The 26,477-nt window shown below is 33.1% G+C and carries 16 protein-coding genes and 1 tRNA gene; 3 read left to right on the top strand and 14 right to left on the bottom strand.

Features of this window, described 5'->3' with window-relative positions; translation table 11 throughout:
* The 8 genes from RMR09_RS01435 to RMR09_RS01400 all read right to left on the bottom strand — a co-directional run.
* On the bottom strand, window positions 1–786 hold a 786-nt coding region (locus RMR09_RS01435), incomplete at its 3' end, for a PfkB family carbohydrate kinase (protein ID WP_310594056.1).
* Window positions 787–904: 118 nt separating this feature from the next.
* Entirely contained in the window at window positions 905–2,407 is a 1,503-nt protein-coding gene (locus RMR09_RS01430; RefSeq protein WP_310594055.1) for a DUF4960 domain-containing protein, read from the bottom strand.
* Between the two features lie 59 nt (window positions 2,408–2,466).
* Entirely contained in the window at window positions 2,467–4,107 is a 1,641-nt protein-coding gene (locus tag RMR09_RS01425; protein WP_310594054.1) for a glycoside hydrolase family 32 protein, read from the bottom strand.
* 110 nt (window positions 4,108–4,217) lie between these two features.
* Complete coding sequence (locus tag RMR09_RS01420; protein ID WP_310594053.1) at window positions 4,218–5,960, bottom strand: RagB/SusD family nutrient uptake outer membrane protein; 1,743 nt, start codon at window positions 5,958–5,960, stop codon at window positions 4,218–4,220.
* Window positions 5,961–5,970: 10 nt separating this feature from the next.
* Window positions 5,971–9,117, bottom strand: a complete 3,147-nt coding sequence (locus RMR09_RS01415) for a TonB-dependent receptor (RefSeq protein WP_310594052.1) — start codon at window positions 9,115–9,117, stop codon at window positions 5,971–5,973.
* On the bottom strand, window positions 9,114–10,715 hold the full coding sequence (locus RMR09_RS01410) for a glycoside hydrolase family 32 protein (protein ID WP_310594051.1): 1,602 nt from the start codon (window positions 10,713–10,715) through the stop codon (window positions 9,114–9,116). The genes RMR09_RS01415 and RMR09_RS01410 overlap by 4 nt, the downstream gene beginning before the upstream one ends.
* 3 nt (window positions 10,716–10,718) lie before the next feature.
* A complete protein-coding gene (locus tag RMR09_RS01405) occupies window positions 10,719–12,035 on the bottom strand; it encodes a sugar porter family MFS transporter (protein ID WP_310594050.1) in 1,317 nt (438 codons plus the stop codon).
* 695 nt (window positions 12,036–12,730) lie between these two features.
* Window positions 12,731–15,448, bottom strand: coding sequence for a substrate-binding domain-containing protein (locus tag RMR09_RS01400; RefSeq protein WP_310594049.1), 2,718 nt, complete (start codon window positions 15,446–15,448; stop codon window positions 12,731–12,733).
* Between the two features lie 662 nt (window positions 15,449–16,110).
* Between RMR09_RS01400 and RMR09_RS01395 the strand changes: the two genes are divergently transcribed.
* Together RMR09_RS01395 and RMR09_RS01390 are read left to right on the top strand one after the other, a co-directional pair.
* Window positions 16,111–16,560 (top strand): translesion error-prone DNA polymerase V autoproteolytic subunit, encoded by a 450-nt coding sequence (locus RMR09_RS01395; RefSeq protein ID WP_310594048.1) that lies wholly within the window; start codon window positions 16,111–16,113, stop codon window positions 16,558–16,560.
* On the top strand, window positions 16,560–17,870 hold the full coding sequence (locus tag RMR09_RS01390) for a Y-family DNA polymerase (RefSeq protein WP_310594047.1): 1,311 nt from the start codon (window positions 16,560–16,562) through the stop codon (window positions 17,868–17,870). The genes RMR09_RS01395 and RMR09_RS01390 overlap by 1 nt, the downstream gene beginning before the upstream one ends.
* 91 nt (window positions 17,871–17,961) lie before the next feature.
* Here the strand turns inward: RMR09_RS01390 and RMR09_RS01385 are convergent.
* Window positions 17,962–18,035, bottom strand: a tRNA-Ile gene (locus RMR09_RS01385).
* 119 nt (window positions 18,036–18,154) lie between these two features.
* On the bottom strand, window positions 18,155–18,559 hold the full coding sequence (gene mce, locus RMR09_RS01380; RefSeq protein ID WP_310594046.1) for a methylmalonyl-CoA epimerase: 405 nt from the start codon (window positions 18,557–18,559) through the stop codon (window positions 18,155–18,157).
* A 139-nt stretch (window positions 18,560–18,698) separates the two neighbouring features.
* On the opposite strand from mce, the gene RMR09_RS01375 reads away from it, so the two are divergent.
* Window positions 18,699–20,369, top strand: coding sequence for an Ig-like domain-containing protein (locus RMR09_RS01375; RefSeq protein WP_310594045.1), 1,671 nt, complete (start codon window positions 18,699–18,701; stop codon window positions 20,367–20,369).
* A 10-nt stretch (window positions 20,370–20,379) separates the two neighbouring features.
* Here the strand turns inward: RMR09_RS01375 and RMR09_RS01370 are convergent, their stop codons facing one another.
* The 4 genes from RMR09_RS01370 to RMR09_RS01355 all read right to left on the bottom strand — a co-directional run bounded on the left by RMR09_RS01370 (window position 20,380) and on the right by RMR09_RS01355 (window position 26,464).
* Complete coding sequence (locus RMR09_RS01370) at window positions 20,380–21,144, bottom strand: amidohydrolase (RefSeq protein ID WP_310594044.1); 765 nt, start codon at window positions 21,142–21,144, stop codon at window positions 20,380–20,382.
* Between the two features lie 29 nt (window positions 21,145–21,173).
* The gene (locus RMR09_RS01365; RefSeq protein WP_310594043.1) at window positions 21,174–23,585 is read right to left on the bottom strand and encodes a glycogen debranching protein; all 2,412 of its coding nucleotides are present in this window, start codon (window positions 23,583–23,585) and stop codon (window positions 21,174–21,176) included.
* A gap of 100 nt (window positions 23,586–23,685) precedes the next feature.
* The gene (locus tag RMR09_RS01360) at window positions 23,686–24,447 is read right to left on the bottom strand and encodes a succinate dehydrogenase/fumarate reductase iron-sulfur subunit (protein ID WP_310594042.1); all 762 of its coding nucleotides are present in this window, start codon (window positions 24,445–24,447) and stop codon (window positions 23,686–23,688) included.
* A 7-nt stretch (window positions 24,448–24,454) separates the two neighbouring features.
* Window positions 24,455–26,464 (bottom strand): fumarate reductase/succinate dehydrogenase flavoprotein subunit, encoded by a 2,010-nt coding sequence (locus RMR09_RS01355; RefSeq protein WP_310594041.1) that lies wholly within the window; start codon window positions 26,462–26,464, stop codon window positions 24,455–24,457.
* Window positions 26,465–26,477 lie beyond the last annotated feature (13 nt).

Genomic DNA, 26,477 nt, shown 5'->3' with positions numbered 1-26,477 from the left:
TGAATCTCCTCGCAAAAGTTTAGTTACTAATGAAGCTAAAAACGAATCTCCTGCCCCTACTGTGTCAGCTACTTTTATAAAATATCCACTGTTATAATAAAATTTGTCATTGTAAAACAAAACAGCCCCAAAAGCACCTTTTGTCACACAGATATGACTAGTTCCCATTTGAGAAGCAATGAAACGGATATTTTGTTCAAATGAATTAAATGGTGACTCTAACATTTGAGACAATTCAAGTAATTCTTCATCATTTAATTTAATAAAATCAGAAGCTTTCATTAAGTCAACTAAATTTTCTTTAGTATAATACGGCTGCCTTAGATTAACATCAAAAACTGAATAATTTGAGTGATTAATAATAGTGAATAAGGAATTTCTGGATACTTCATCTCTACAAATTAAACTCCCAAATATAAATACATCTGAATTTGACACTACAGATAAAAGTTGTTCATCATGTTCAATTTTATCCCAAGCTGAGGGATACGCAATATCATAAGAAGCATTCCCTTTTTCATTAATCATTACATGAACAACTCCCGTTTTATATTCTTTGGATTTTTGTATAAAGGATACATCCATTTCTTTAGATTGCAAATATTCGATTATCTCTCGACCTTCTTCATCTAATCCAACTTTACTAATTATTTTTGATTGTACACCTAACGATTTCATTCTTTGTGCCACATTGAGTGGAGCGCCTCCAATTTTTTTGTGGGTTGGGAATAAATCAAATAATACTTCTCCAAAACTAACTGCACTAAGTGCATATTTTTTTTCCATTTTAAAAAAATTAAAAAAATTAAGGGTAAACCAAAGCTTACCCCTAACTTAATTCAAAACAAACCTATTTAAAAAACATATATAAATTCAAAATAATAAACTCTTTAAATATTTGATTTTATTTACCTAAATCAGCTAAATGAGTTAAAATATTTTTAGTAATTATCTTCATATTATTGCCATTTGACACTCCTCCTACTTCCCAGTCCCAAGTACCTCCTATAGCACAAACTACAGTTCCAGACCCTCCTTTTGATGGCCATTCTACACCCCAGACTTCGTTTCCTCCACAATTACCCCAAAGAATTTTACCTCCTACAATAGCTTCGAAATTAGACCTTGCTTGACTCAATGACGATGCTTGCCACGGTCCAAAATCCATATTGTATTGAGCAACTCTATTCTTTTTTCGGGTACCAGCAGCTAAAGTCTCAAAATTTGCACCAGCACAACCACCAGTACTTGAGTTTACTCCAGCAAAGTAAGGACTAGAGGTATCTGCTGTCCAACTACCTCCCCAAGCATCAGCTGTTGCCCAATCTTCATATCCTATACCTCCCCATGCTTGATTAGGAACTCCATTCCCATCAACTACACCAATATCATCTAAAATAAATACCGCAAAATTACTTACAAGTATATTACCACCAGATTTATAATAGGTTTTAACTTTGTTAATTAATTTATCAGCTAAATCTGAACACGGAGGCCCATCTGCAGGTCCTTCACCTATTATACAGTTAGCCCCGTTTTTAGGAAATTGGGCTACTCTGTCACCCCACCAGCCCCCATCGTACTGAATCCAAATAGCATCATAAATACTTAAATCCACTTGACCATTTGCCACATCAGTAAAAGAGTGATAATAAACCTTAACATATTCACTTTCAATGCTCGGAAACCATTGAGCAGCAGTTTTGTCATCATCTAATGTAAAATCAAATCCATTTCCATCATGCCATGCTGCTGGTGTATTTTCAGCTGCAGCTCCTAAAAATGCAATTTTTCTAACTCTAAAACTTACTAAAAAATCTAATTTTCTTGATGGTGAAATAACATTAGAACTATTAAAAACATTAATTTTAAATTTATAGTCCCCTGCAGCAATATTTGAAATTCTATAAGACGTCGCAGTGCCAGGTAATGATACTAGATTGCCATTAATTAGTAATTCTATTTTTTTGAGACCAGACTCAACTAAATCCCAAGTTAAAACCAAATCCTTAGATTCTTGAACAGCCTTAAAGTTTCTTACTGCCTCAGGTCCTTCTCTACGTAAATAAACAGTTTCTCCCAAAGATAAATTGCCATTTGCATCTTTAGTTTTAACCGTGAAAAAATAATCTTTATTTACCTCAATTATACCATAACTCCAAGTACTAGCTGCCGATTCAATAGTACTAGTACCATCTGTATGCAACACAACAATACCACTAACATTTGACGGATTAGTCCAAGTTAAAACGGCATCGTCACCTTTTAATTCAACTTTTAATCCACTCACTTTTTGTGCGATAGTTGGCGTTATTGCGTTTAAATCAATATTTTCACACGATGAAGACATCGTTAACAAGAAGTAGAATGTAAAAAACATCGATATTCTTTTAATAATTTTATTCATAATTTTTCTTATTTTAATTGTTAATATATTTTATAATCTATTATTCCTAGTTTACTAACCTAAGGCTTAGTAACTGTAATTGTTTTAAAAAAAACTGAACTATTATCAGCAAATACACCCCAAGATGTATTTGTTGCTCCATAAACCCTCGACGAAAGTGCAACTTGATTATTAACATAGATTACCACTATGGAATTTTCAATAACTACCTTTACATCATAGTCAACATTTGGTTCAAATTTGAAAAAAGTCTCATTATCTGAAATTGTAGTGCCCGATAAAGAAGATCTTGGCTTTTTGTCTAAACTTATTTTATTCTCACTAGGAATAAAACGTAAACTGATTACATTGTTATTTTCATCACAAGCTCCTAGAAAAAAACCAAAATCTTTGTTTGAATTGGAATACGAAACCGTAGTTGATATTAAATACCTTGGTGCGTCAATTGGCTCATAAAAAACCGCTGTAATATTATTAAGAGAAGAACTTGTAAGTTTATAAGACTCTTTATTTACATCTGTTTTTTCAAAAACACCTATTTTTCTATTTAGCTCTAAAGTTACATTTGTTTGGATCCCTTTGCTTACAGCATCCGGAATAGTCAACATTAAATCAGTATTAGAATTTTGTTTTAATTTATGAACTACTAAATTACCTCCCCAAGTTTTAACCCCAGAATCTAAGTTATTTTCAGTTCTGGCAGTCCAGCCCATAATAAAGGCATCTTTACCGTCAGTTACTGCTTTTGCAGCATAAAAATCTTTACCATCTAAAAATTCTGAATCAACTGGTCGGCTCCATGGGCCAATCGCCGAACTACTTTTTCTATAAGTTACTTTACGTGAGTCTATATCGGAAAAAATTAAATAGTACATACTCCCCATTTTAAATACCTGAGGTGTTTCCATAACAGTATACGTTTTGGTACCTCCATCGTAAAAAATACCATCGTACGACCATGACAATAAGTCTTTCGATGTATAATAAGATATTACACCTTTAAAAACACCACCGATTTTTGCTCTGGCACTGACAAGCATATAATAGGTTCCTCCATCTTCAAAGACATAAGGATCTCTAAAATTATCTTGTTCATCAAATTGAAGGCCTTTTGGCGCATAAATAGTTGTAAACAATTTATTTTTTGTAAAACCGGCCTCTGGATTAGAAGAAGTAGCCAACATAATACCTTCCTTTGTGTTTACACAGCTTGATGGGAAATTCGGATTGTGGGCTGTATAAAAAGCATAATACTTGTTGTCTTTTACAATAACTGACCCTGAACCAATAGCAAAATCTTGATCACATCTATCAGAACTCGAACTAACTATTTCTGAACTAATCTCTTTATACGATGAAAAATCAGTCGTAGATAAAGCATACCATGGATGTCTTTGGTTTGAATTATCATCCCAAACATCTTTCAAATAATACAAGTAAAACTTATTAGAAGCAGCATCATAGATTGGCATCAAATCACCTATACGCTTTGCATCTGATCCCAATTTATAAATTGAATAATCAGATTGTTCTATCTGAGGTGTACATTGCAAATTTTTAACCGTTGGTTCTGGATTTGGTTTAGGCAAAACCGGTTTTGGAATAGTTTTATCATCATTAGACTCGCAGCTATATAGCCCTAAAAAAAGGCTTAACAGAAATGTTGAGATAAAGAATTTTATTTTATTTTTCAAATTCATAACTTCATATTGATGAGAATTTGGAATCTTTTAATATCCAGAAGAAATTTAATCAAGTAATTTCTTCTGGAATCACTAAAAAAATCAAAAACTATATTGTTGTCAACTGATTAATATCCTGGATTTTGTTTGTATAATCCTCCTGTTACATCAATTTCTCTTTGAGGAATTGGATAATATTCGTCTCGACCAGCTGTAAAGTGTGCATTAGATAAAAAACTTCTTTTTGTTTTCTCAACTTCTATATAATTGTTTAAAACGTCAGCTGCTTCTCCCCATCTCACTAAATCAAAAAATCTAAAGCCTTCCATAGCAAACTCCAATCGACGTTCAAACTTTAAGGCTTTAAGCGCCTCTGCTTTGGAAAGTGTTAATGGATAAGTTCCTATATTATATACATCAGAAGCTCCAGCGTTAATTGGTCTATTTTTACTATTATTTGCACGAGTTCTTATTTGATTTATAATTGTCAATCCTTGAGAAATTTGATTTAACTGGATTAAAGCTTCCGCTTTCCATAGAAGTACGTCTGCATATCTAATGAAATCAATGTTTTTTGATGTTCCAATAAACGGACCCTCTTTTACAAAACAAGAACAATCTGGAGCTTGTTGTTCTTTCATATTTCCGAAATACCCATAAACACCTGGGTCTCTTGCCCATGAAAAATTGTATATCATGTCATTTGGATTATTTACTCTATTACGGTATTTGAAGGGTCTTCCCGGAATTCCAACAGTATGGTCAATTCTTGGGTCTAATGTCACACCAGAGGCTAATGGCGCTTTACCACCTCCATCTATTTCATTAAAAATATCAACCTGATTAAAATTATCTAGTAGTGGTAAACCATTAGCATTTGTTTTAAAGGCATTCACCATATTTTGACTCGCTAAGTGAAATCCGCAACATCCATATAAACCTGAACCATGAGGAGAATTTAGACCAGTAACAAAACTTACTCTGCTAACCAAAGTACCATCGTTTTTAGAAAATTGAGCAGCCCAAATAGACTCTGCTCCGTTATCATAACCAAATAAAAAGTTATTACCAAAATCAGGTTCCAAAGCCCCAGTTACTTGATCAGCATAAGAAATTACCTCTTGTAATCTTGTTGGATTGATATTCACTACTTTATGCGTATCATTTTGCTCATAAGCTTGATACAAACGCAGTTTAGCTAAATAAGCTGCTGCTGCACTTTTATCAGCTCTTCCAGCCTCAGCTTGTGTTTGTGGTAAATTATTGAAAGCAAATAAGAAATCCTCTGCGATCTTGTCCCACAACTCATTATTAGTCATGTCATTAGATGCTTTTGCTTTTTCATCGGCGGACATAGTTTCAACTATATAAGGAACTTTTTTAAATAACAACTTCAACATAAAATGACTGTGAGCTCTTAAAAAACGGAGTTCAGCTTGTCTAATCCTTTTGTTAGGAAAATTTGCTTCAGATGTTTCGTTTATCAATTCTAAAGCAAAATTAGCACGACTTATTGCCTTATAATAATTTACCCATGTTCTTGGTGTCATCCAATCTCCATAATCTGGAATAGTTAGATTATACATTTCGTAACGGTGAATTACATCTACATCTCCAATTCCTCCTCCACCTTTATATGCATCATCAGCTCTCACACTACCATAAATCCATTGATGAGTTATTGGTCCTACCATTTCATCATTAGCAATACCAGCATAGGCAGCAATAACTAATCCTTCTAAATTTTCAGTGGTACTGACATCGTCTTTTGATAATAACCCTTCTGGTCTATAATCTAAAAGATCTGCACTACAAGCTGAAAGAAAAATCATTCCTAACAGCCCAATTAAAAATATTTTTTTGTTTCTCATGATCTATTTTTTAAAAATTTAAGTTAAATCCTAATGAAAGGGAGGTAGGTACTGGTATTCTATTCACATCTGTTCGTTCTGGATCTGGACCTTGATAATCTTTGTGTGCTATCCAAAATAAATTCTCTCCTTGTAAATAAAATCTGGCACTTGTCATCCCTCCAATTTTACTAATAATACCTTTTGGTAAAGAATAACCTATCTGAAGGTTTCTTAATTTGAAATAAGAATTTTTTCTAAACGTATAATCTGATGTTCTTGTATCGTTAAATGCTAATGTTGCTGAAGGAACATCAGTGTTTGTATTCTGTGGAGTCCAAGCGTTTAAAAGTCCAACACCTCCATTTTCTCTACCCGAAACAAAATTGTTATAAAATATATAAGGGTCCTGACCTATACGGCCTGCTACACCTGATCCGAATAACGATAAATCAAAATTTTTATATGCTAAGTTTATTGTAACTCCATACTCAAATTTGGGAAGGGTTGTTCCAATCCAATCTCTATCATCCGCATTTATAACACCATCACCATTAATATCAATATATTTTATACTACCTGGTCTAGCCAAACTTTGAGTTGGACTGTTATTTACTTCTTCCTGACTTTGAAAAAGTCCAGCTGTTCTATAACCAAAAATTGAGAACACTGATCGTCCGATAATTGAATTATTAACAGTTCCTCCAAAATCTGTTTCTCCTCCAACATTTAACTTCGTGATTTTATCTGTAAAATGGGATACATTTGTTGAAATTCCTAATTTAAACCCATTATCAAAAGATTTGTCATAAGCTAATGCTAACTCCCAACCTCTACCTTCGGTATTAGCAATATTTAACACTGTATTTGCACCCTCACCCTGTGTTGCAATTGTTCTGGGAGCACGTAAAATATCTTTAGTCTTTTTATTGTAGTAATCAAATGAACCTGTAATACTATTTTTAAATAAAGAAAAATCTATCCCATAATTAAATTCAGCCGTTTCTTCCCACTTTAAATCTTTGTTCTCTGATTGAATTCTTACAAATCCAGAAGGCAACGTTCCTGTATTATTACCATTGATATCATATGCAGTTCCAACATTATAATAGATATTGAAAAAATCAGGTGAATATACATTTTGGTTTGGTCCATATCTTGTTTCGAACAAACCAAAACGGGCGCCATCACCAATTTCTTGATTACCAACTATACCATAACCAGCTCTTAACTTTAAACTTGACACAATGTCATTTTTGTGAAAAAAGTCCTCATTACTGATTCTCCAACCAACAGTTGTTGATGGAAAAATACCAAAACGATTATTTTCACCAAAACGTGAAGATCCATCTCTTCTCAATGTAAATGATGCCAAATATTTATCTGAATAAGCATAATTAATTTTTCCAAATTGTGATACAGTTGTATTTGCAGTTGAATTTCCTCTGGACGTTCTAGCTCCAGTGGCTGCATTTAAAACAAAAAAATCTTCTGTCTCAAAAGGAAAATCATCGGCTTGTGCTACAAATGTGTCAAAGTCATTTCTAATATATTCATACCCCAATAATGTTGAAATTTTATGATTTTTTCCTACTTGTAAATCATAATTTAAAGTGTTTGAAAAAACAAGACTAGAAAACTTGTTAGTATCAATTATTAAACGGTTATTGCCTCTTACAATAAAACCATTGTTTACTTTACGTTCAATATCTTTTCGTTTAAAGTCACTAAAATCTATCCCTGCATTTGTTTTAAACTTTAAACCCTTTACAAGATCAATTTCAGCGAAAACATTCCCAAATAAACTGTTTTTATTAGCATTATCCCATCGATTTAAGTATTGCATTAACAATGGATTATTTCTATCGGAATAACCCGCTCCTATGGGACCCGCAAATTCACCCTTACTGTCATAAACTGGAATTGTTGGTGCTAAAGTAATTGCTAAACCAGTAGTTGGCACACCTCCAACATCAGGAGACACTAAGTTTTCATTAGAGGTGAAAAACTGTGTATTGACACCTACTCTAACTTTGTCGTTAAATAACTTAGTGCTACCATTTATTTTTGCAGAATACCTGTCATAATTAGTATACTTTAACATTCCGGTATTTTTCAAATAGCCAAAGTTCACCATAAGTGATGATTTCTCTGAATTTGCAGAAATAGTAACCTCATTGTTATAAACAAAACCAGTATGATACATAACGTCTTGCCAATCGGTATCTCCAACGGGTACATTATTATCCCCTCCAACAAATGGCTTTGGTGTTATACTATTTAAAACCGGATTTTTAAAATTCCTATTCCAATCAAAATTATAAATTGATCCATAACCTGAATTTGGATCTACACCATCATTTATAGACGCTTGATATAACACTTGTCCTCTTTGGAGAGAATTCATCATTTCGTAACGTTGTTTTTTTTCTGATTGGATAGAAACATTTGAGTTGAAACTTACCGTAACACGTTCTTTTTTACCTCCACTTTTAGTAGAAACTACTATAACACCATTACCTGCTCGAGATCCATAAAGAGATGATGCTGAAGCATCTTTTAATATTTGTATAGACTCTATTGATTCTGGATTTAAACTTGCAAAAACCTCAGCTCTCTTAGTTGGAACTCCATCAATCACGTAAAGAGGGCTATTGTCTCCTAAAGTAGTAATTCCACGAATTAAAATGTTACTAGCTGCACCTGTTGGATCGCCTGTTTTTTCAACAAAAAGTCCCGCAACACGTCCTTGTAAAGCCTGCATCGCATTTCCAGAACTCATACTCTGTCCTTGAATTGCTCCAATGTCTACAACACTAACAGCTCCTGTTACATCTACTTTTCGTTCTTTAGAATATCCTGTTAACACAACTTCATTTAGTTGTGCCATGTCGCTTTCTAATTGAACATTAATTGTAGTTTTACCATTTACCGGAATTTTAAATGTCTTATAGCCAATATAGCTAATCATTAATGTGGCGTCTTTTGACACGCCATTTAAAACGTATTTTCCGTCAAAATCTGTCGAGGTACCTTGCTTTGTACCAGATACAATAACTGAAGCTCCAGGCAAGGGAACACCGTCCTCTTTAGAGGTAATAGTTCCTTTTATCTGAGCTTGTGCCAACATACTACAAAGAGCAAATACTGGCAGAAATAAAAGTTTTTTTAATTTCATTTTAATTTAGTTTGGTTAATATTTAGTTGGTGAAGTTCAATGGTATCAAGAATAATTTCTTTTGATTTGGGCTCAATAATTAATTCGCTGAATGGAGAATTTGGAAAAAATATTTCTGTCATTACTGTTTCTCCATTGTCAAAAAACAGCTCTATAGAGGTTTTGTCAAGAATAATTTTTCCTGTTAAATTTGGACTTAGAGATGATCTTTTTGCTACAGAAACTCGATTTGCAAAATTTTCCGAAAAATCCAATTTTCCAGTTTTACTTCTATCAATAAAAAAAGTATCATCGGTATTGTTATAACCAAAAGAGAGAGTATCTCCTTGTTTATTAATAAGTTTGAAAGTAAAACCGCTATTTTTTAAATCTGAAATTTTAAAATTAATTTCTGTACTTGATAAGTCGATTGCTTTTGAATCAATTATTTTTTCACTTCTTTTTATTGCAATTGAGTCTTTTTTATATTTCGCACTTCTATAATTTGATAATTCTTTTACTGGTTGAAATATTAATCTGTAACTATTATCTATTTTTTGAAGTTCAACAGTTCGTGCCAAAGTCATTGCGCTTCTCCAATTAAACGTTGGTACTTTTTGCGCGTAATCCCAATTAGACATCCATCCCATTAATAATTTACGCCCATTGATATCTGGGACATTTGCCCATGTTACTCCTGCATAATTATCTCTACCGTAATCAATCCAAATTGACTTATGTTCAGAATTATTTAAATCGTTTTCAAAGGACGGATCAACTTTAAATTGTTTTCCGTCAAAGTCTCCTATAAAATATTGAGTTGCACTACCTCCATTAGGTCCCCCCGGATTGATACTAACAAATAGTACCCATTTAATTTCATCCGACCCTTGAACTACCATTGGGAAAAAATCAGGACATTCCCAAACACCTCCATGAGCTCCAATTCCATCGCCAAAGTCTGATTCTAGTTTCCAATCTTTTAAATTAGATGAACTATAAAACATAATTTTTTGACCTGCTGCCAAAACCAATAACCATTGATTATTTATAGGATCCCATACTATTTTTGGATCTCTAAAATCTTTTATACCTGGATTTTTAATAACAGGATTTTCAGAATATTTGATAAACGTTTTTCCTTCATCTAAAGAATAAGCTATGGCTTGAGATTGATAACTTGTTTTGCCAGCCTTTTCAGCTTTCATATCATGATAAGTAAACATGGCAATTATAGGTTCTATACTATTTTTAGAAAAACCTGAACTATTGTTTACATCTACAACTGAACTTCCAGAAAAAATATATCCATTTTCATCTGGATATATTGCAATTGGCATTTCTTTCCAAGTTATCAAATCGGTGCTAATAGCATGCCCCCAATGTATGGTACCCCATGTATTCTCATTTGGATTATGCTGAAAATACAGATGATAATAACCATCTTTGTAAAACATACCATTTGGATCGTTCATCCAACCTTTTTGGGGTGTAAAATGAAAATTTGGTCTATACAATTCATTTTCATGAGAATTATTTTTGTTAAATAATTGCTGACCTTTAGTGCTTAATGAAAAGATTAGTGATCCCAGTAGAATAATTTTTATTTTTTTTATCATAATTTATCTTTTAATTAATTTTTCACTTAGTTCTTCTAAAGAAATTCCTTTTGTTTCAGGCATTAAGACAAATACAAAAAGAAGTTGTAAAACCATCATAATTGCAAAAACCAAAAAAACTATTCCTGGACCGATTGTAGCAAACAAAAAAGGAATCATTGATGGAATTATTGCGGCCAATATCCAATGAGTGGTACTTCCAAATGATTGCCCAGATGCTCTTAAATGATTCGGGAAAATCTCAGAAATAAAAACCCAAATTACAGCTCCTTGACCTATTGCATGTGAAGCAATAAATATGAATAAGAAGAAAGGAACTACCAAACCTTGCCAGTGAAAGAAAAATGCTATTGCAACTAGACTAAGTGAAACTATATATCCGATAGAACCGATATACATTAAAACTTTTCTTCCTAATCTATCTATCAGGAAAACACCTATCAAAGTAAAAACTAGATTTATTACTCCAATTCCGATACTGCTTAATAAAGCAGTGCTTTCACCCAAACCAGCTTCTTGAAAAATTCTTGGAGAATAGTATAATAACGCATTAATTCCTGACAACTGATTAAAAAAAGCTATCAAAAAAGCTAAAAGTAAAGGGGTTCGATATTTTTTAGAAAAAATTGTATCATGTGTAATAGCAGAAATATTATCAAGCTCAATCTCTCTTTTCATCTCTTCAAAATCCGTTAGCTGTCCCATTGAGGCTAATACTTTTTTTGCCTCTTCATTTCTTGATTTAGACAACAACCATCTTGGACTTTTTGGAATTGTAAAAATAAAAAGGGTGTAAATCAAAGATGGTATTGCTTGTACTCCCATCATCCATCTCCATGAATTCTCTCCTGAATTTCTTAATAAATAATTAGAAAGAAAAGCAATTAGGATTCCCAAAACGATATTAAATTGGTAAAAAGCAACTAATTTGCCACGATCTTTAGCAGGAGCTATTTCCGAAATATATGCAGGAGCAGCGATTGTAGAAGCACCAACTCCAAGTCCGCCAAAAAATCTGAAAATAGCAAAAACTATTGGGTCATTTGCTAAAGCAGATCCAATGGCTGAAAAGAAGAATAAAATTCCTATCCATATTAAAGTATTTTTTCTTCCAATTTTATTTGCTGGTATCCCTCCAAATATTGCCCCAAAAACAGTTCCCCATAAAGCCATTCCCATAACTACTGCTCCATGAAAAGCATCTGATGAATTCCAAAGCTCTTGTAACTTTTTATCGGCTCCTGAAATAACTACTGTATCAAAACCAAAAAGAAATCCTGCTAGTGAAGCGATCAAAGACCAAATAACAATTTTGTTCATTATTAAAATATTAAAGTTTGAATGCTAAAATATTTGGAAAATGAATGTCTGTTCTTTGAACTTGTTACAATTACATATAATTACAATTAAATTTATTTAAGTATCTTAATTTCAGTTTGTTACGATAAAAAAAAATAAAATATATTTAATTATAGATACAACTATGTTACTTAAATTACAATGATGATACAATAAATATTGGTCAAAAAGAATTTTTTTTTGCATCTGTTTTTTAATTAATCCATTTTTCAACTGTTGGAAATAAAAAAAAAAATTATCAAGAATTTATATTGATAAACCGTGAGAGCAATTTAGTAAGATCAATTATTGAAATTTAGTTGATATTATGTTCATACTAGTTCGTTAATAATAACGTGTTAACATAATTTTTTATGAGATAGAAAATCAGAATGATATTATACACCAATATTATTGATAACTTGAAATAAAGTAATGAATCAAATTGTGTAATTTACTAAAATGTACTAGAGACTTGATAAAATCTAATATTAAAAAGGCTATGATGGATTACTATAGTTCACGTATAAAAGTGGATTTATTTTTATAAATGTGTTTTATCCATAAAATTAATTATACGTTCAAGATAAAAATTGCTTTATAGCAAAACATTTATACTTTCAAATTTTAAATATAATTGTCTTAAAATCTCTTATTAGTTAAACAATGTTATTAAATTACATTGTTGAGTCATGATACAAGATCTTGAACTCTTTAGGTGACATTCCAAACTTATTTTTAAATGAGGCCGAAAAATAGTTAGGAGTCGAAAAACCGACAGTATAGGCAATTTCTGAAATAGAAAGATTCGTTTTTTTGAGCAATTCTTTTGCTTCGAATAATCTCAAATTATTAATATGATCACTAACACTAATTCCTAATATAGCTTTAACTTTTCTATACAATTGTACACGAGATATAGCTAAATCTGACGCTAAATCCTCTACGGTATAGGATGAATCTTCAATGTTTATTGCAATTAAATGGTTTAATTTTTTCAAAAAATCTTGTTCAGAAACCCCAAAATTACCATCCTCAATATTGACAATGTTATTAGTATAATAATACCTTAATTTTTCTCTGTTGAAAAGCAAACCTTTTATAGATTGCGCTAGAACTTTTAAATTGAAAGGCTTTGTCAAAAATGTATCTGCACCACCCTCCAAAGCCTTTAAATAGGAATTTTGATCATCTGAAGCGGTCAATATAATGATAGGTATATGAGAAGTTCTTAAATCTTTCTTAAGGGTTTCACAAACTTCTAAGCCATTCATTTCAGGTAAATTCAAATCACAAATAATAATATCTGGAATTAACTCTAAAGCTTTCGCAACTGCATCTGTTCCATCTGATAAGAAAAAAGTATACTCCGTTGAAAATTTATCTGAAATGAAATCCAAAAGATCTTTATTATCTTCAATATACAAAATAGAATATTTGTCCTCAACGTCTTTTAACTCTGATCTTTGAATGACTTCTAAATCTAAATAATCTGACTGGTATACATACTCTAACTCTGGGTTTTTTACTATTTCTTTCTCATTGAGATGTGCCGTACCTAAAGGTAATGTGATTATAAATTCAGTGCCATTTTTTGAATGAATTTCTATATTACCTTTGTGTAACTCGATGAAAATTTTGGATAAATGAAGTCCAATTCCAGAACCATTCCAATTGCTATTGGAGCCCTGATAGAAGGTTTTAAAGACTTGTCCTAATTCATGCTCTGGTATTCCAATTCCAGAATCCTTAAAGTAAATATTAACACTATTTTTATTTTTGTCTTCTTTAATATTAATCGAAATTTTCCCTTTTTCAGGCGTAAATTTAAAAGCATTGGACAATATATTAAAGTAAACTTTATCCATTAAATTACGGTCTAAATACACCTCTAAATCAGAATTATTTGTTGATAATGAAAAATCAATATTTTTTTTCTTTGCTTCCCTATCAAAATCAGAAATAATTCTATTTGAAAAATCAAAAATATTTGTTTTAGATGCTCTTAGAGTAAATTTTTGTTCCTCCATTTTTCTATAATCTAACAACTGATTAATAAGACGCAGCAATCTTCTCGAATTGTTATACATCAAATTAATTTCCTTTGTTATAGAAATTCCTTTGTTATTAAATTCCGATTCTAAGTATTCTACTGAACTTAAAATTAGCGTTAGTGGTGTTTTGAATTCATGCGATAAGCCAGTGAAAAAATTTAATCTTGCTTCATTGCTCAGTTTTAATTCCTCCCTTTGGTTTTTAATTTTTATGTTTTTTATTTCTAATTCTTGTTTTTTACGACTAATTATGATTCTTGAGTAAATACTATATAATGCAAGACTTAATACAATTACAAACAAAAAAAACAAGAGCTTCAAAAGATTATTCTGGGTAAAGTACTTTCTCTCTTGATTTTTAATAATATTTTGTTGCTGCTCGATATTCGATTGCTGAATCGTTATTTTATCAAATTGACTACTCATCATATCTGCATTTAATGAGTCAATCATGGTGGTATTAAGCTTATTGTTTTTAGGGACAATTTCTTTATTTATAATTTTTAATGCCAACTTAATCGCCTCACTTCCTCCTGTAGGATATAATACAGTCCCAGACAAAACTCCATCTTTGACTAATTGAAGCCCACCGTTTGGTCCATTTAAGCCATCAACTCCAATAAATTTAATTCTATTATTTGGAAAGTTTCTTTTAGTTATTTCCCATGCTTTATAGGCTATAATGTCATTAAAAGCAAAAACATAATCAATGTTAAAATTACTAGTTAATTTTTTTTGAAAATTGCTTTTTGGGGAATTCGTTTCATCATATTCAAGAATTGACAATTTAATATTTGGGTACTTTTCGATGATTTGTTTGAATCCTAAACTTCTTTCAGAACCAGGAGATGTAATAGCTTCTCCTCTAATTTCTAAAACATTTGCACGACCTTTTGATAAAGAAACTATTTGCTTGCCTGCAATTTTTCCTATCTCATTATTATCAGCTCCTAAAAATGCCGTGTAATTAGATGTATTTACTTTTCTATCTACAATTATTACTGGAATACCACGGGTACTTGCCTTTTCAATTACAGGTACGATTGAGTCAGATTCATAAGGAGCAATAATAATAACATCCATATTTTGCTCAATCATATTTTCTACATCCTGAATTTGTTTTTTTACATTTCTATTAGCATTTGAAATGGTTAATTTGATTTCTGGATGAAGAGATGCTTCAACTTCCATTGAATGATCCATCGATTCCCTCCATAAATCTTTATCAATACTTTGTGAAAATCCAATTGAATATTTTTGTGCGTTTTCTATTGAACTATTACATGAAATTAATAATAAGAAATGACCAAATAAAATAGTGTATGAAAGTTTTCTTAACATTTGGTTTTATATTAAAACGGTTAATTTACAAACAAAATTTAAAGCTAGGAGAGATAATTTAAGTATAGTCTTAAATTAATAATTATATATTGAGGGAGAGTATTGTAATTTCACAGATTGTAAAAGTACATAAAAGCAATCTATAGTAAAAATATTTACAAATAAATCTTTGACAAAAAAAACTGATGCTGTTACTATTCAGAATTATTTAAATAAATGTAATTAGGAAACAAAATTCAACTAAAATGTATCCATTTTACTATGATTGGTTTTTTTCTGCTGTATTCAAAAATACAATTAAAATTTAATTGATATGCACTAAGATTTTATGTTTTATAACGATTTTACGATAATCTTCGAAAGGAGAAAACGATTCTGTTTTATACACCGAGGTATAAAATTTGGAAATATTTTCAATAATTTTAGGTTTTTATAACTATTAAAGTAAAGTATGTTGGATAAATGGTTGGATAAAAAAATATTTGGAAATAGAAAAAGTACCAACCAGTAATAGCTGAGGCATTTCAAATGCTCCTCCTTACTTCAATCTTTGTAAGCTGTCGTAAAACGATATAAAGGTGTCAATTGACACCTTTATCGGTTAATAACTATTTCTAACCAAATCCTTCAATCTAATATTCCTCTTCGCTATTTTTGTAGGTATGAAGTTGAAAAAACTATACAATACTCCAACCTTAGAATTCTTTACTCCTGATTATTCAACATCAGCAGAACTCACTTTTGTTGATGGTGGGTTGCGTGCGGGTTTCCCCTCGCCTGCCGATGATTTTTTAGAAGTAAAAATTGACTTCAATACCGAATACATCAAAAATAAAGATGCTACATTCTACGCAAGAGTTAAAGGTAATTCGATGAAAGATGCAGGAATATTTGATGGAGATGTTTTAGTAATTGACAGAAGTTTAGAACCACAAAATAATAAGATTGCCGTTTGTGTAATTGATGGAGAATTTACCGTTAAACGAATAAAAAAAGAACGAGGTGTTGTTTGGTTAATTCCTGAGAATGAAGAATTTCAACCCATCAAAGTAACCGAAGACAATGAGTTTATTGTTTGGGGAATAGTTACCGCATCTATAAAAAGATTCTAATGTTTGCACTCGTTGATTGTAATAACTTTTATGCAAGTTGTGAGAGGGTATTTAGACCCAGTCTCATGGGTCAACCTGTTGTAATATTATCCAACAACGATGGTTGTGTTATTGCTCGTTCAAATGAAGCTAAAGCACTCGGCATCCCGATGGGTGCTCCCGCATTTCAAAACCAAGAATTGTTCAAGAAGAATTTTGTCAATGTATTTAGTTCCAATTATGAATTGTATGGAGATATGAGTCGTAGGGTGATGAATACACTCGCTAACTTTTCTCCTGAAATAGAGATTTACAGTATTGACGAATGTTTTATGAAGTTCAAAGGGTTTGATGAATTTTTTGATTTACAATCGTATGGGGTTCAAATGGGACGAACAGTAAGACGAAATACAGGTATTCCTGTATCAATAGGTTTTGCTCCAACCAAAGCTCTTGCCAAAGTAGCTAATAAAATTGCAAAGAAGTTTCCTGAACGAACAAAATCATCTTATGTGATAGATACCGAAGAAAAGAGAATTAAAGCTCTTGAATGGACTAAAATTGAAGATGTTTGGGGTATTGGAAGAAAACACGCAAAAAGACTTAAAGCACTTCAAATAGAAAATGCGTATCAATTCACTCAATTAGATGATAATTGGGTAAGAAGAGAAATGAGTGTTGTGGGGTTACGATTAAAACACGACTTGATGGGGATTCCTACCATAGACTTTGAAGAGGTGAAGTCAAAGCAGAATATGACGGTCAGCCGTTCGTTTGAAAAGATGTATTTCAAGTACGATGATGTTGCAGAGAGAATATCAACATACTCTGCACGATTAGGAGAGAAATTAAGAAAACAGAATAGTCACTGTAATATGATTATGGTTTTTATTAACTCCAACCCTTTTGAAGAGGAAATGGAACAGTACCGAGGATTCATTGCGGTTAAAACAGACTTCCCTACTAACTCCACTTTTGAAATTAACAGAATTGCACAAAAGGCGCTAAAATCGATTTTTAAAGGAGGTATTGGGTACAAAAAAGCGGGTATAATAGTTTCAGAGATTACCCCTGCAGACAATTACCAAACTACCTTATTCATCAAAGAGAATCCAAAACACCAAGATGTCCTTAAAGCCATTGACCAAATCAACCTAAAAACAGGTAATAAAATTCAGTTTGGTGGTAACGACTTGAAGAAAAGATGGAAGATGAGACAAGATAAATTGTCTTATCGTTATACTACAAGAATAAATGAAACTATAACGGTGAATTGTGTTGAAAGAAGTAAAGAGCAAAGAGATTTTTTAAACTCTCTTAAAGTTAAATAGAAACACAACTAAAACTAATAAAATCTTGCTTGAATCTTGCTTATAAAAAAAGGTTCCAAGAAATGAATCTTGAAACCCTTGATTTTATTAGTGGTCCCACCTGGGCTCGAACCAGGGACCACCTGATTATGAGTCAGGTGCTCTAACCAGCTGAGCTATAGGACCGGTTATGAGAGTGCAATATTACTACTATTTTTAATTTGCCGCAACTATTTTTAAAGCAGAATTAAAAAAACTAGTCGTTTCTAAAATTCCAAAAAAGAAACCACTTGATTCTGAGGATACTATTCGCGAATCTCTTGACACAATTCAATCAAAACACCATTGGTGCTTTTGGGGTGCAAGAACGCTACTAGTTTATTGTCGGCACCTTTTTTTGGCGTTTCGTTCAATACCACAAAACCTTCTTGTTGTAGTCGGGCAATTTCTGAAACAATATCTTCCACATCAAACGCAATGTGATGGATTCCTTCGCCTTTTTTCTCGATAAACTTGGCAATCGGACTGTCGGGATTCGTCGCTGCCAATAATTCGATTTTGTTAGGGCCGTTCAAAAAAAACGAGGTGGTTACCCCTTCACTTTCTACTACTTCGGCTTTATAGGCTGGAGCGCCAAATAATTTTTCGAAAAGCGCATTAGAAACGTCCAAATCCTTTACTGCAATTCCGATGTGTTCTATTTTTCTCATGGGATTCAATTCAATTAAAGTTTAAAAATACTGAATTTTAGGCAATTCCCCTAATTCCTATCTCAGAATATTTCGATAAAAAGTTTCCATTCCATTAAATATAGTTGTTATTTTGTGACATCAAATTTTTCGATTCATTATGGGCAAGTCCATTTTAAAATATAGTGTTGCTTTATGCATTTTAGTTTTGGCAAGTTGTGCCAAAAGAGGCAACATTACTGGCGGAGCAAAAGACACCATTGCTCCTGTTTTAACCGCTAGTTTTCCTAAAAATTTCAGCACTGAATTTAAAGGCAATACCGTCAAACTGACTTTTAATGAATTTATCAAATTAAAAGACCTTAGAAAGCAACTCATTATTTCGCCACCCATGAAAAATGAGCCGTTGATTTTGCCAATCACTCCAAGCAAAATAATTACAATCAAAATTAACGACACGCTTCAGGACAATACTACTTATAGTTTTAACTTCGGGCAAAGTATGGCCGACAATAACGAAGGAAATCCTCTAAATCAATTCAAATACGTTTTCTCTACTGGAAAAACGATTGATTCTTTGGCTATCGGCGGGAAAGTGAAAGACTCCTACTTGAAAGATGTAGAATCATTTGTTTCGGTAATGCTGTATGATGTCGACAAAAACTACAACGACTCGATTGTATACAAACAAATGCCTCGTTATGTTACTAACACTTTAGACAGTTTAAAAAGCTTTCGATTAGAAAACTTAAAGGCAGGAAAATACATGCTAGTAGCCATGAAGGACTACAATACCAACAATAAATTTGATCCTAAAAAAGACAAAATTGGATTCTATAAACAGTTCATTTCTGTTCCAAATGATACTCTTTACGAACTCGAATTATTCAAAGAAAATTTGCCTTTCAAAGCATTTAAACCTACCCAAACCTCTGGAAACCGATTGTATTTGGGTTATGAAGGCACTATCAAATTAAAAGAAAGCAGACCTACAATTACCTTAAAAAACAAAGGCGCGATTGTACCTTCTATCATCACCCAACTTCCTAAAAAAGACTCGCTACAAGTTTGGTACCGACCAATAAAAACAGATTCCCTATCGATCGCAATTACACAAGGTAAGTACCAAAAAGATTTTACTTTCAAAATAAAAGACCAAAAAAAGGACACGCTTAGTATTAAAGCGGTACAATCTAGCGTTTTGAATTTCAGAGAACGATACGCTTTAGTAAGTGCTACACCGCTAACCAAAATTGACAAAACCAAGGTAAACTTATTCAACAAAGCCAAACAAAGTATTCCGTTCACTACAGAATATGATGAATTTTATCAGACATTGTACTTGGACTTCAAGAAAGAAGAAGACGAAAACTACAAATTAAGTTTCTCCAAAGGAGCTCTAACTGATTTTTACGAAAAATCAAATGATAGTTTGTCGGTTAAATTCAGCACCCGAACTTTTGCCGATTATGGAAATTTAGTTGTAAACCTACAAAACGTTAAGCGTTTTCCTGTTATCGTAGAATTAACTAATAGCAAGGGTGATGCAATAGCTACAACCTATACCGACAAAAATACGAGCTTAAATTTTAACCTTTTAGATCCTGCTAAATATACGCTACGTGCGATCTATGACGACAATAAGAACTCGATATACGACCCAGGTAATTTTTTGGCAAAACAATATTCTGAAGAGGTAATTTATTTTTCTAAAGAAGTAGATGTTCGTGCCAATTGGGATGTGGTACAAGCCTTTGACTTAAGCATCCCTTACACACCCGAACCTAAAAAGAAAAAGGTGAAGAAGAAACCTGAGAATAAAAGAAAATAAACCGAGTTATTTACTTCCATTCAAAGACGTCTTGATCGTTCAAGAAACCTAACTTTGTACGAGTTTTTTCTAGCGTTTCTTTATCCAATTGAGCATAAAAAATACCTGCTGCTTCTTGTGGTGCAATAGTATAATTCCCTAAGAAATCCACTACTTGCGAATGCCCTGAGTAATCGTATTCTTTTTCATCTGTTCCTACTCTATTCACTCCAATAGTATAACTCATATTTTCAACAGCACGTGCTTTGAGCAAGGTATCCCAAGCTTGTATTCGAATAGTCGGCCAATTGGCTACATACAGTAATATGTCATACTCTTCTGCATTTCGAGCAAAGACTGGAAATCGCAAATCGTAACAAATTAATGGACAAATTTTCCAACCTCGGTATTCGATTATTAATTTTCGAGTCCCTTTAGTGTAGCTTTTGTCTTCTCCCGCAAGAGTAAATAAATGACGTTTGTTATAATACTGTATCTCTCCCGAAGGAAAAACAAAAAGCAATCTATTGTAGTATTTCTTGTCTTCAATAATTACCAAGCTCCCCGTAATAGCGCAATTTTTAGCTTTCGCCAAAGATTGCATCCATCCAATCGTTTCTCCCTGCATGGTCTCGGCAACACGTTCTGGCTGCATAGTAAACCCTGTTGTAAACATTTCAGGAAGCACAATCAAATCTGTTCCTTCTTCAATCGAATTAATTTTTTCTTCGATGCAAGAACGATTTGATTTTGGGTCTTCCCAAACTAAAGGTATTTGGATTAAAGCTGTTTTCATTGGATAAAAATACAATTAAAAAGTACTATTTACTTCAACAGTTGCAAGTTATTGTTTTTTCCAGAGATTCTGATTTGTTCGTAATCCCCCACTAATTTGGGATGTACAACACTATTATTTACCATCCACTTTTTATATTTCCCCTTTGGTTGCGAAAAAACAGTAATCCAATCCGCTAATTTTTGTTTAATTACAAATTGATCTTCTTTTATAGTTTGTACAAAACCTAATGTAATTTCATTCGTCCCAACACTTACATTTTCAATTTTACCATCGGTCAACACTTTAGGTAATGAAGGCGAAATTGTTATTTCCTTTTTGTAAGCCAATGGTTGGATTCCAAAAAATTGTTTTACTATGGACTCCCCAAAAGCATAAATATTCCAAGCTTGTGTCATCATTCCATAATCTGGAGAAACTTCATACATTGAACCTGGCAATGCATAACTAAAAGTTCTAGTTATTTTTTTTAATAATTGGTACGCTTCGTCTGGGCGACCATAATTATTTTCAGCAACAACCTGAACTCCTGTTGGTAATGTCATTACGGTTCCGGTATAGGTAAATTCTTTTTTATTTGCAGTTGACGCAAACGAATTTTCTTCTTTTACAGATTCTTCGTTACGATCAATTCCTGTTACAAACATTCCATAGGAATTAGTAAATTTTTGTGCCGTATTTAAAGCACTTAATGCTTGGTCTTTGTTGGCAATTCCTGTTTCCATAGGTGTGTTTACTACCCAATTATGATATAGAACAAATCCTTTTTTGATTCTTGATGTATCTGATACTATCTTTTGCTTAGCAGTTTTTAATTCCTCAACAGCCCATTTATTTTTCAACGTATCTGCTCTTACAATGGCAGCATCGGCTAATTGTAACGCTTGTTCTTTTGTGCCAATAAAATCAGCATAGGAATTAAATTCTTTTACCCAAAAATCAGTATTAATTTTTTCTTTTAATAGATCTGCTCGTTTTTGGTATGCTAATGACAAAGATTCTTTCCCAACTAATTTTGCCATTTTACTTGCATCAGCAAATGCTTTTTGAGAATATACTGCAACATCTATCATTTCTGAATTCAAGCCATGGATTTCCATCATCCCACTGCCATCTGGTATAGAATTGCCATCAGCATCATTTTTTTCAACTAGCCAGGATAATCCTTTTTCAATCGTTGGAAAATAGTGGTTTAGGAATGCCTTATCTCCTGTCCAACAATATACATCCCAAATCAGAGAGGCAAATTGAGGAGTTTCACATACATTCCCTAAATTATACACCGCCCCATTAGTAGAGACTTCGTGTATAATTCTTCCGTTTCCATTATTTTTTTCTGAAACTCTCTGGAGTAAATCGATAGAACTATATGTCAAATCCTTTCGTCCTGATGCAATTAAACCTTTTAGAGAATACGCCATATCTCCACCAAACCACCATGGGTAATCCGGCAGCCCAGCTACCATCCCTTTCCCCATTCCAGATACGTTAACTGTTAACCAATCGGAATTGTACTTTAACCATCTAAAAACAGTCTCCACTTCTTTATCATTTAGCGTGAGCTTTGATTTAGTATCTAATTGTAAGAGTCGTTTCTTCTTTTTTTGAATCAATTCATATGCAGTAGAACGCACTTTAAAATAGGCTTGTGTTGCTTCTTCTTTACTTTTTGCAGAACCTGAAATAATAAATGGAACATAAAAAACTCCATTAGGCTGTATCACCATTGAATATTGGGTTCTGGTAATTGACGTGTTGGGTTTGTTTGATTTAGAACCTAAATCTGTCATGTTTTTCCCTTCAAGCGGACTTCCATATACCACATACCAAGGATTTTTAGTGTCTTTTACTACCCAATAACGTTTTTTACTATCATACTGTGATAGGTCTTTACTATCAATCATTCCAGTCCGCTCCCCTAACCAAACAGGCATTAAATTAGCAATTGTTGTAATATCAAAATTTAATTGAATAGGCTTATTAGTCTTATTTTTTAATACATACTCAATATAAACTACTCCCATTTCATCCGGAACAAACTGGACTCTTTCTATAATAATTTTATCAGAAATAGTAGTGTATAGTTGTTTGTTTCCAAAAGGATAATTGATAAATGCATCCGCTTTATCTAAATGTAAATGTTGGTTATCAAAAGAAATACTAGCCTCAAATCCATCCAACAGTTTTATTGGATGATGCCAAATACCACCCATTTCTCCTTTAACGTGCCAACCTAAATCTGGAAAAGTGCCATCTTGATTCCCTACCATATACAATTGATCTCCTGTCGTGTTATATGGAGTGGCTAAATGTTGTGACTTCCCTTTAATACTTTCTGTATTATCGAAAACTGAAAGTATAGATTTTGTGGTTTGGGCAGTCATTTGCGATCCAAAACCAATTAGAATTCCCCAATAAAAAAGCTGCTTTAAAGAAACCATAGTATTAGTATTTTTTTTAAAAGTACGAATTTTAGCCTTGCTATATAAAAAAACGCATCCCAATTACGGAATGCGTTTATGATATTGAGGCGAAACTAAATTACTTAACGCTCGCTACTAAATATTCTCTGTTCATACGTGCGATATTCTCTAAAGAAATACCTTTTGGACATTCGATTTCGCAAGCACCAGTATTGGTACAGTTACCAAATCCTTCTTCATCCATTTGACGCACCATATTCAATACACGTGTAGTCGCTTCTACTTTACCTTGTGGCAACAACGCATATTGTGATACTTTAGCTCCAACGAAAAGCATTGCTGAACCATTTTTACAAGTAGCTACACAAGCTCCACAACCAATACAAGCTGCTGCTTCGAATGCTTTATCAGCATCATCTTTTGCAATTGGAGTAGCATTAGCATCAATAGTATTTCCTGAAGTATTTACTGATACGAAACCTCCTGCTTGTTGGATTCTGTCGAATGAACTTCTGTCCACCACTAAATCTTTGATTACAGGGAAAGCTCTACTTCTCCATGGCTCTACAAAGATAGTATCACCATCTTTGAACATACGCATGTGCAATTGACAAGTAGTCACGCCTGAGTCTGGCCCGTGTGCGCGTCCATTGATGAATAACGAACACATTCCACAAATTCCTTCACGACAGTCGTGATCAAATGCGATTGGCTCTGTTCCTTCGTTGATTAATTGTTCGTTCAATTGGTCTAACATTTCCAAAAATGAACTTGCTGTAGAAACCTCATTCAAACTGTAGGTTTCTAATTGTCCTTTTGCTTTAGAGTCTTTTTGACGCCAAATTTTAAGGGTTATATTGATATTTTTTGCTGAAGACATAATTCTATTATTTATAATTTCTAGCTGCAATTTTGATAAACTCGTATTTCAATTCTTCTTTATGAAGCTCAGATTGAGTGATGTCATCACCTTTATATTCCCAAGCACCCACAAATGAGAAGTTTTCATCATCACGCAGTGTTTCTCCTTCTGCATCTTGATATTCTTCACGGAAGTGACCTCCACAAGATTCGTTACGTTGTAACGCATCCATTGCCATCAATTGACCCAAATCAATAAAGTCAGCCACACGAAGTGCTTTCTCTAATTGCGGATTCAATTCATCAGCACTTCCTGGTACGTTTACCTCCTTATAGAATTCTGCTTTCAAAGCAGCAATTTCTTCAATTGCTTGTTTTAATCCAGCCTCGTTTCTACCCATACCTACTTTATTCCACATAATCAATCCCAAACGTTTGTGAAAATGATCCACTGATTTAGAACCTTTATTATTCAAGAATTGGTTGATGATATCTTTTACTCTGTTTTCTGCTTCTGCAAATTCTGGCAAATCAGTTGAGATTTTTCCTGTACGAATATCATCAGCTAAATAGTTTGAAATAGTATAAGGCAATACAAAATATCCGTCAGCCAAACCTTGCATCAAAGCCGAAGCTCCTAAACGGTTCGCTCCGTGATCAGAGAAGTTAGCCTCTCCTGCTACGAAACAACCTGGAATAGTAGACTGTAAGTTGTAATCCACCCAAACACCTCCCATAGTATAGTGTACCGCTGGATAGATTTTCATTGGTGTTTCATACGGATTTTCATCGGTAATTTTTTGGTACATCGTAAACAAGTTACCGTACTTTTCTTTCAACCATTCTTTTCCTAAAGTTGTAATTTCTTCTGGAGTTGGATGGTGATTTCCTTTGGCGAAAGCCGCTTGTTTTCCTTTGCTTTGAATTTCAGAAGAGAAGTCCAAATAAACCCCTTCGTTAGTATCGTTAGCCTCAATACCTCTACCTTCGTCACACACTTCTTTTGCAGCTCTTGAAGCTACATCACGAGGTACTAAGTTACCAAATGCAGGATATTTACGCTCTAAGAAATAATCTCTTTCTTCTTCAGATAATTGAGTAGGTTTTAATTTTCCTGCACGAATTGCTTCTGCATCTTCTTTTTTCTTAGGAACCCAAATACGTCCAGAGTTACGCAACGACTCTGACATCAAAGTCAATTTAGCTTGGTTCGTTCCATGAACAGGAATACAAGTTGGGTGAATTTGAACAAAACAAGGGTTAGCAAACAATGCTCCTTGTTTGTGTATTTTCCAACCCGCCGTAACGTTACTTCCCATAGCATTTGTAGAAAGGAAATAAACGTTTCCGTAACCTCCTGATGCAATAACAACAGCATGAGCTGAATGTCTTTCAATTTCTCCTGTAACCAAGTTACGAGCGATAATTCCACGAGCTTTTCCATCTACTTTTACCAAGTCTAACATTTCGTGACGATTGAACATTTCAACACGTCCAATACCAATTTGTCTTGACAAAGAAGAATAAGCTCCTAATAATAATTGTTGTCCTGTTTGTCCTGCAGCATAAAAAGTACGTTGCACTTGTGTACCTCCAAAAGAACGGTTATCCAACATTCCGCCGTAGTCTCTTGCAAAAGGAACTCCTTGCGCCACACATTGGTCAATAATATTTCCAGACACTTCCGCTAAACGATGTACGTTAGCCTCACGTGCTCTATAATCTCCACCTTTAATTGTGTCGTAAAATAATCTATACGTACTATCACCATCATTTTGATAGTTTTTTGCTGCGTTAATTCCTCCCTGTGCTGCAATAGAGTGCGCGCGACGTGGTGAATCTTGGAAACAAAATGCTTTTACATTATAACCCATTTCAGCAAGCGATGCTGCAGCTGACGAACCTGCTAAACCAGTACCAACAACAATAATATCAATTTTTGGTCTATTGTTTGGCGCAACTAATTTTAAATGGTCTTTGTAATCAGTCCATTTCTGTGAAATGTGACCTTCTGGTATTTTAGAATCTAACTTCATAATATCTTCTGAT

Origin of the sequence: Flavobacterium sp. (assembly GCF_031537875.1) — a bacterium.
GTDB lineage: Bacteria > Bacteroidota > Bacteroidia > Flavobacteriales > Flavobacteriaceae > Flavobacterium.
Note: the sequence above shows the minus strand (reverse complement) of the source record. Positions and strands in the feature narration are given on the sequence as shown.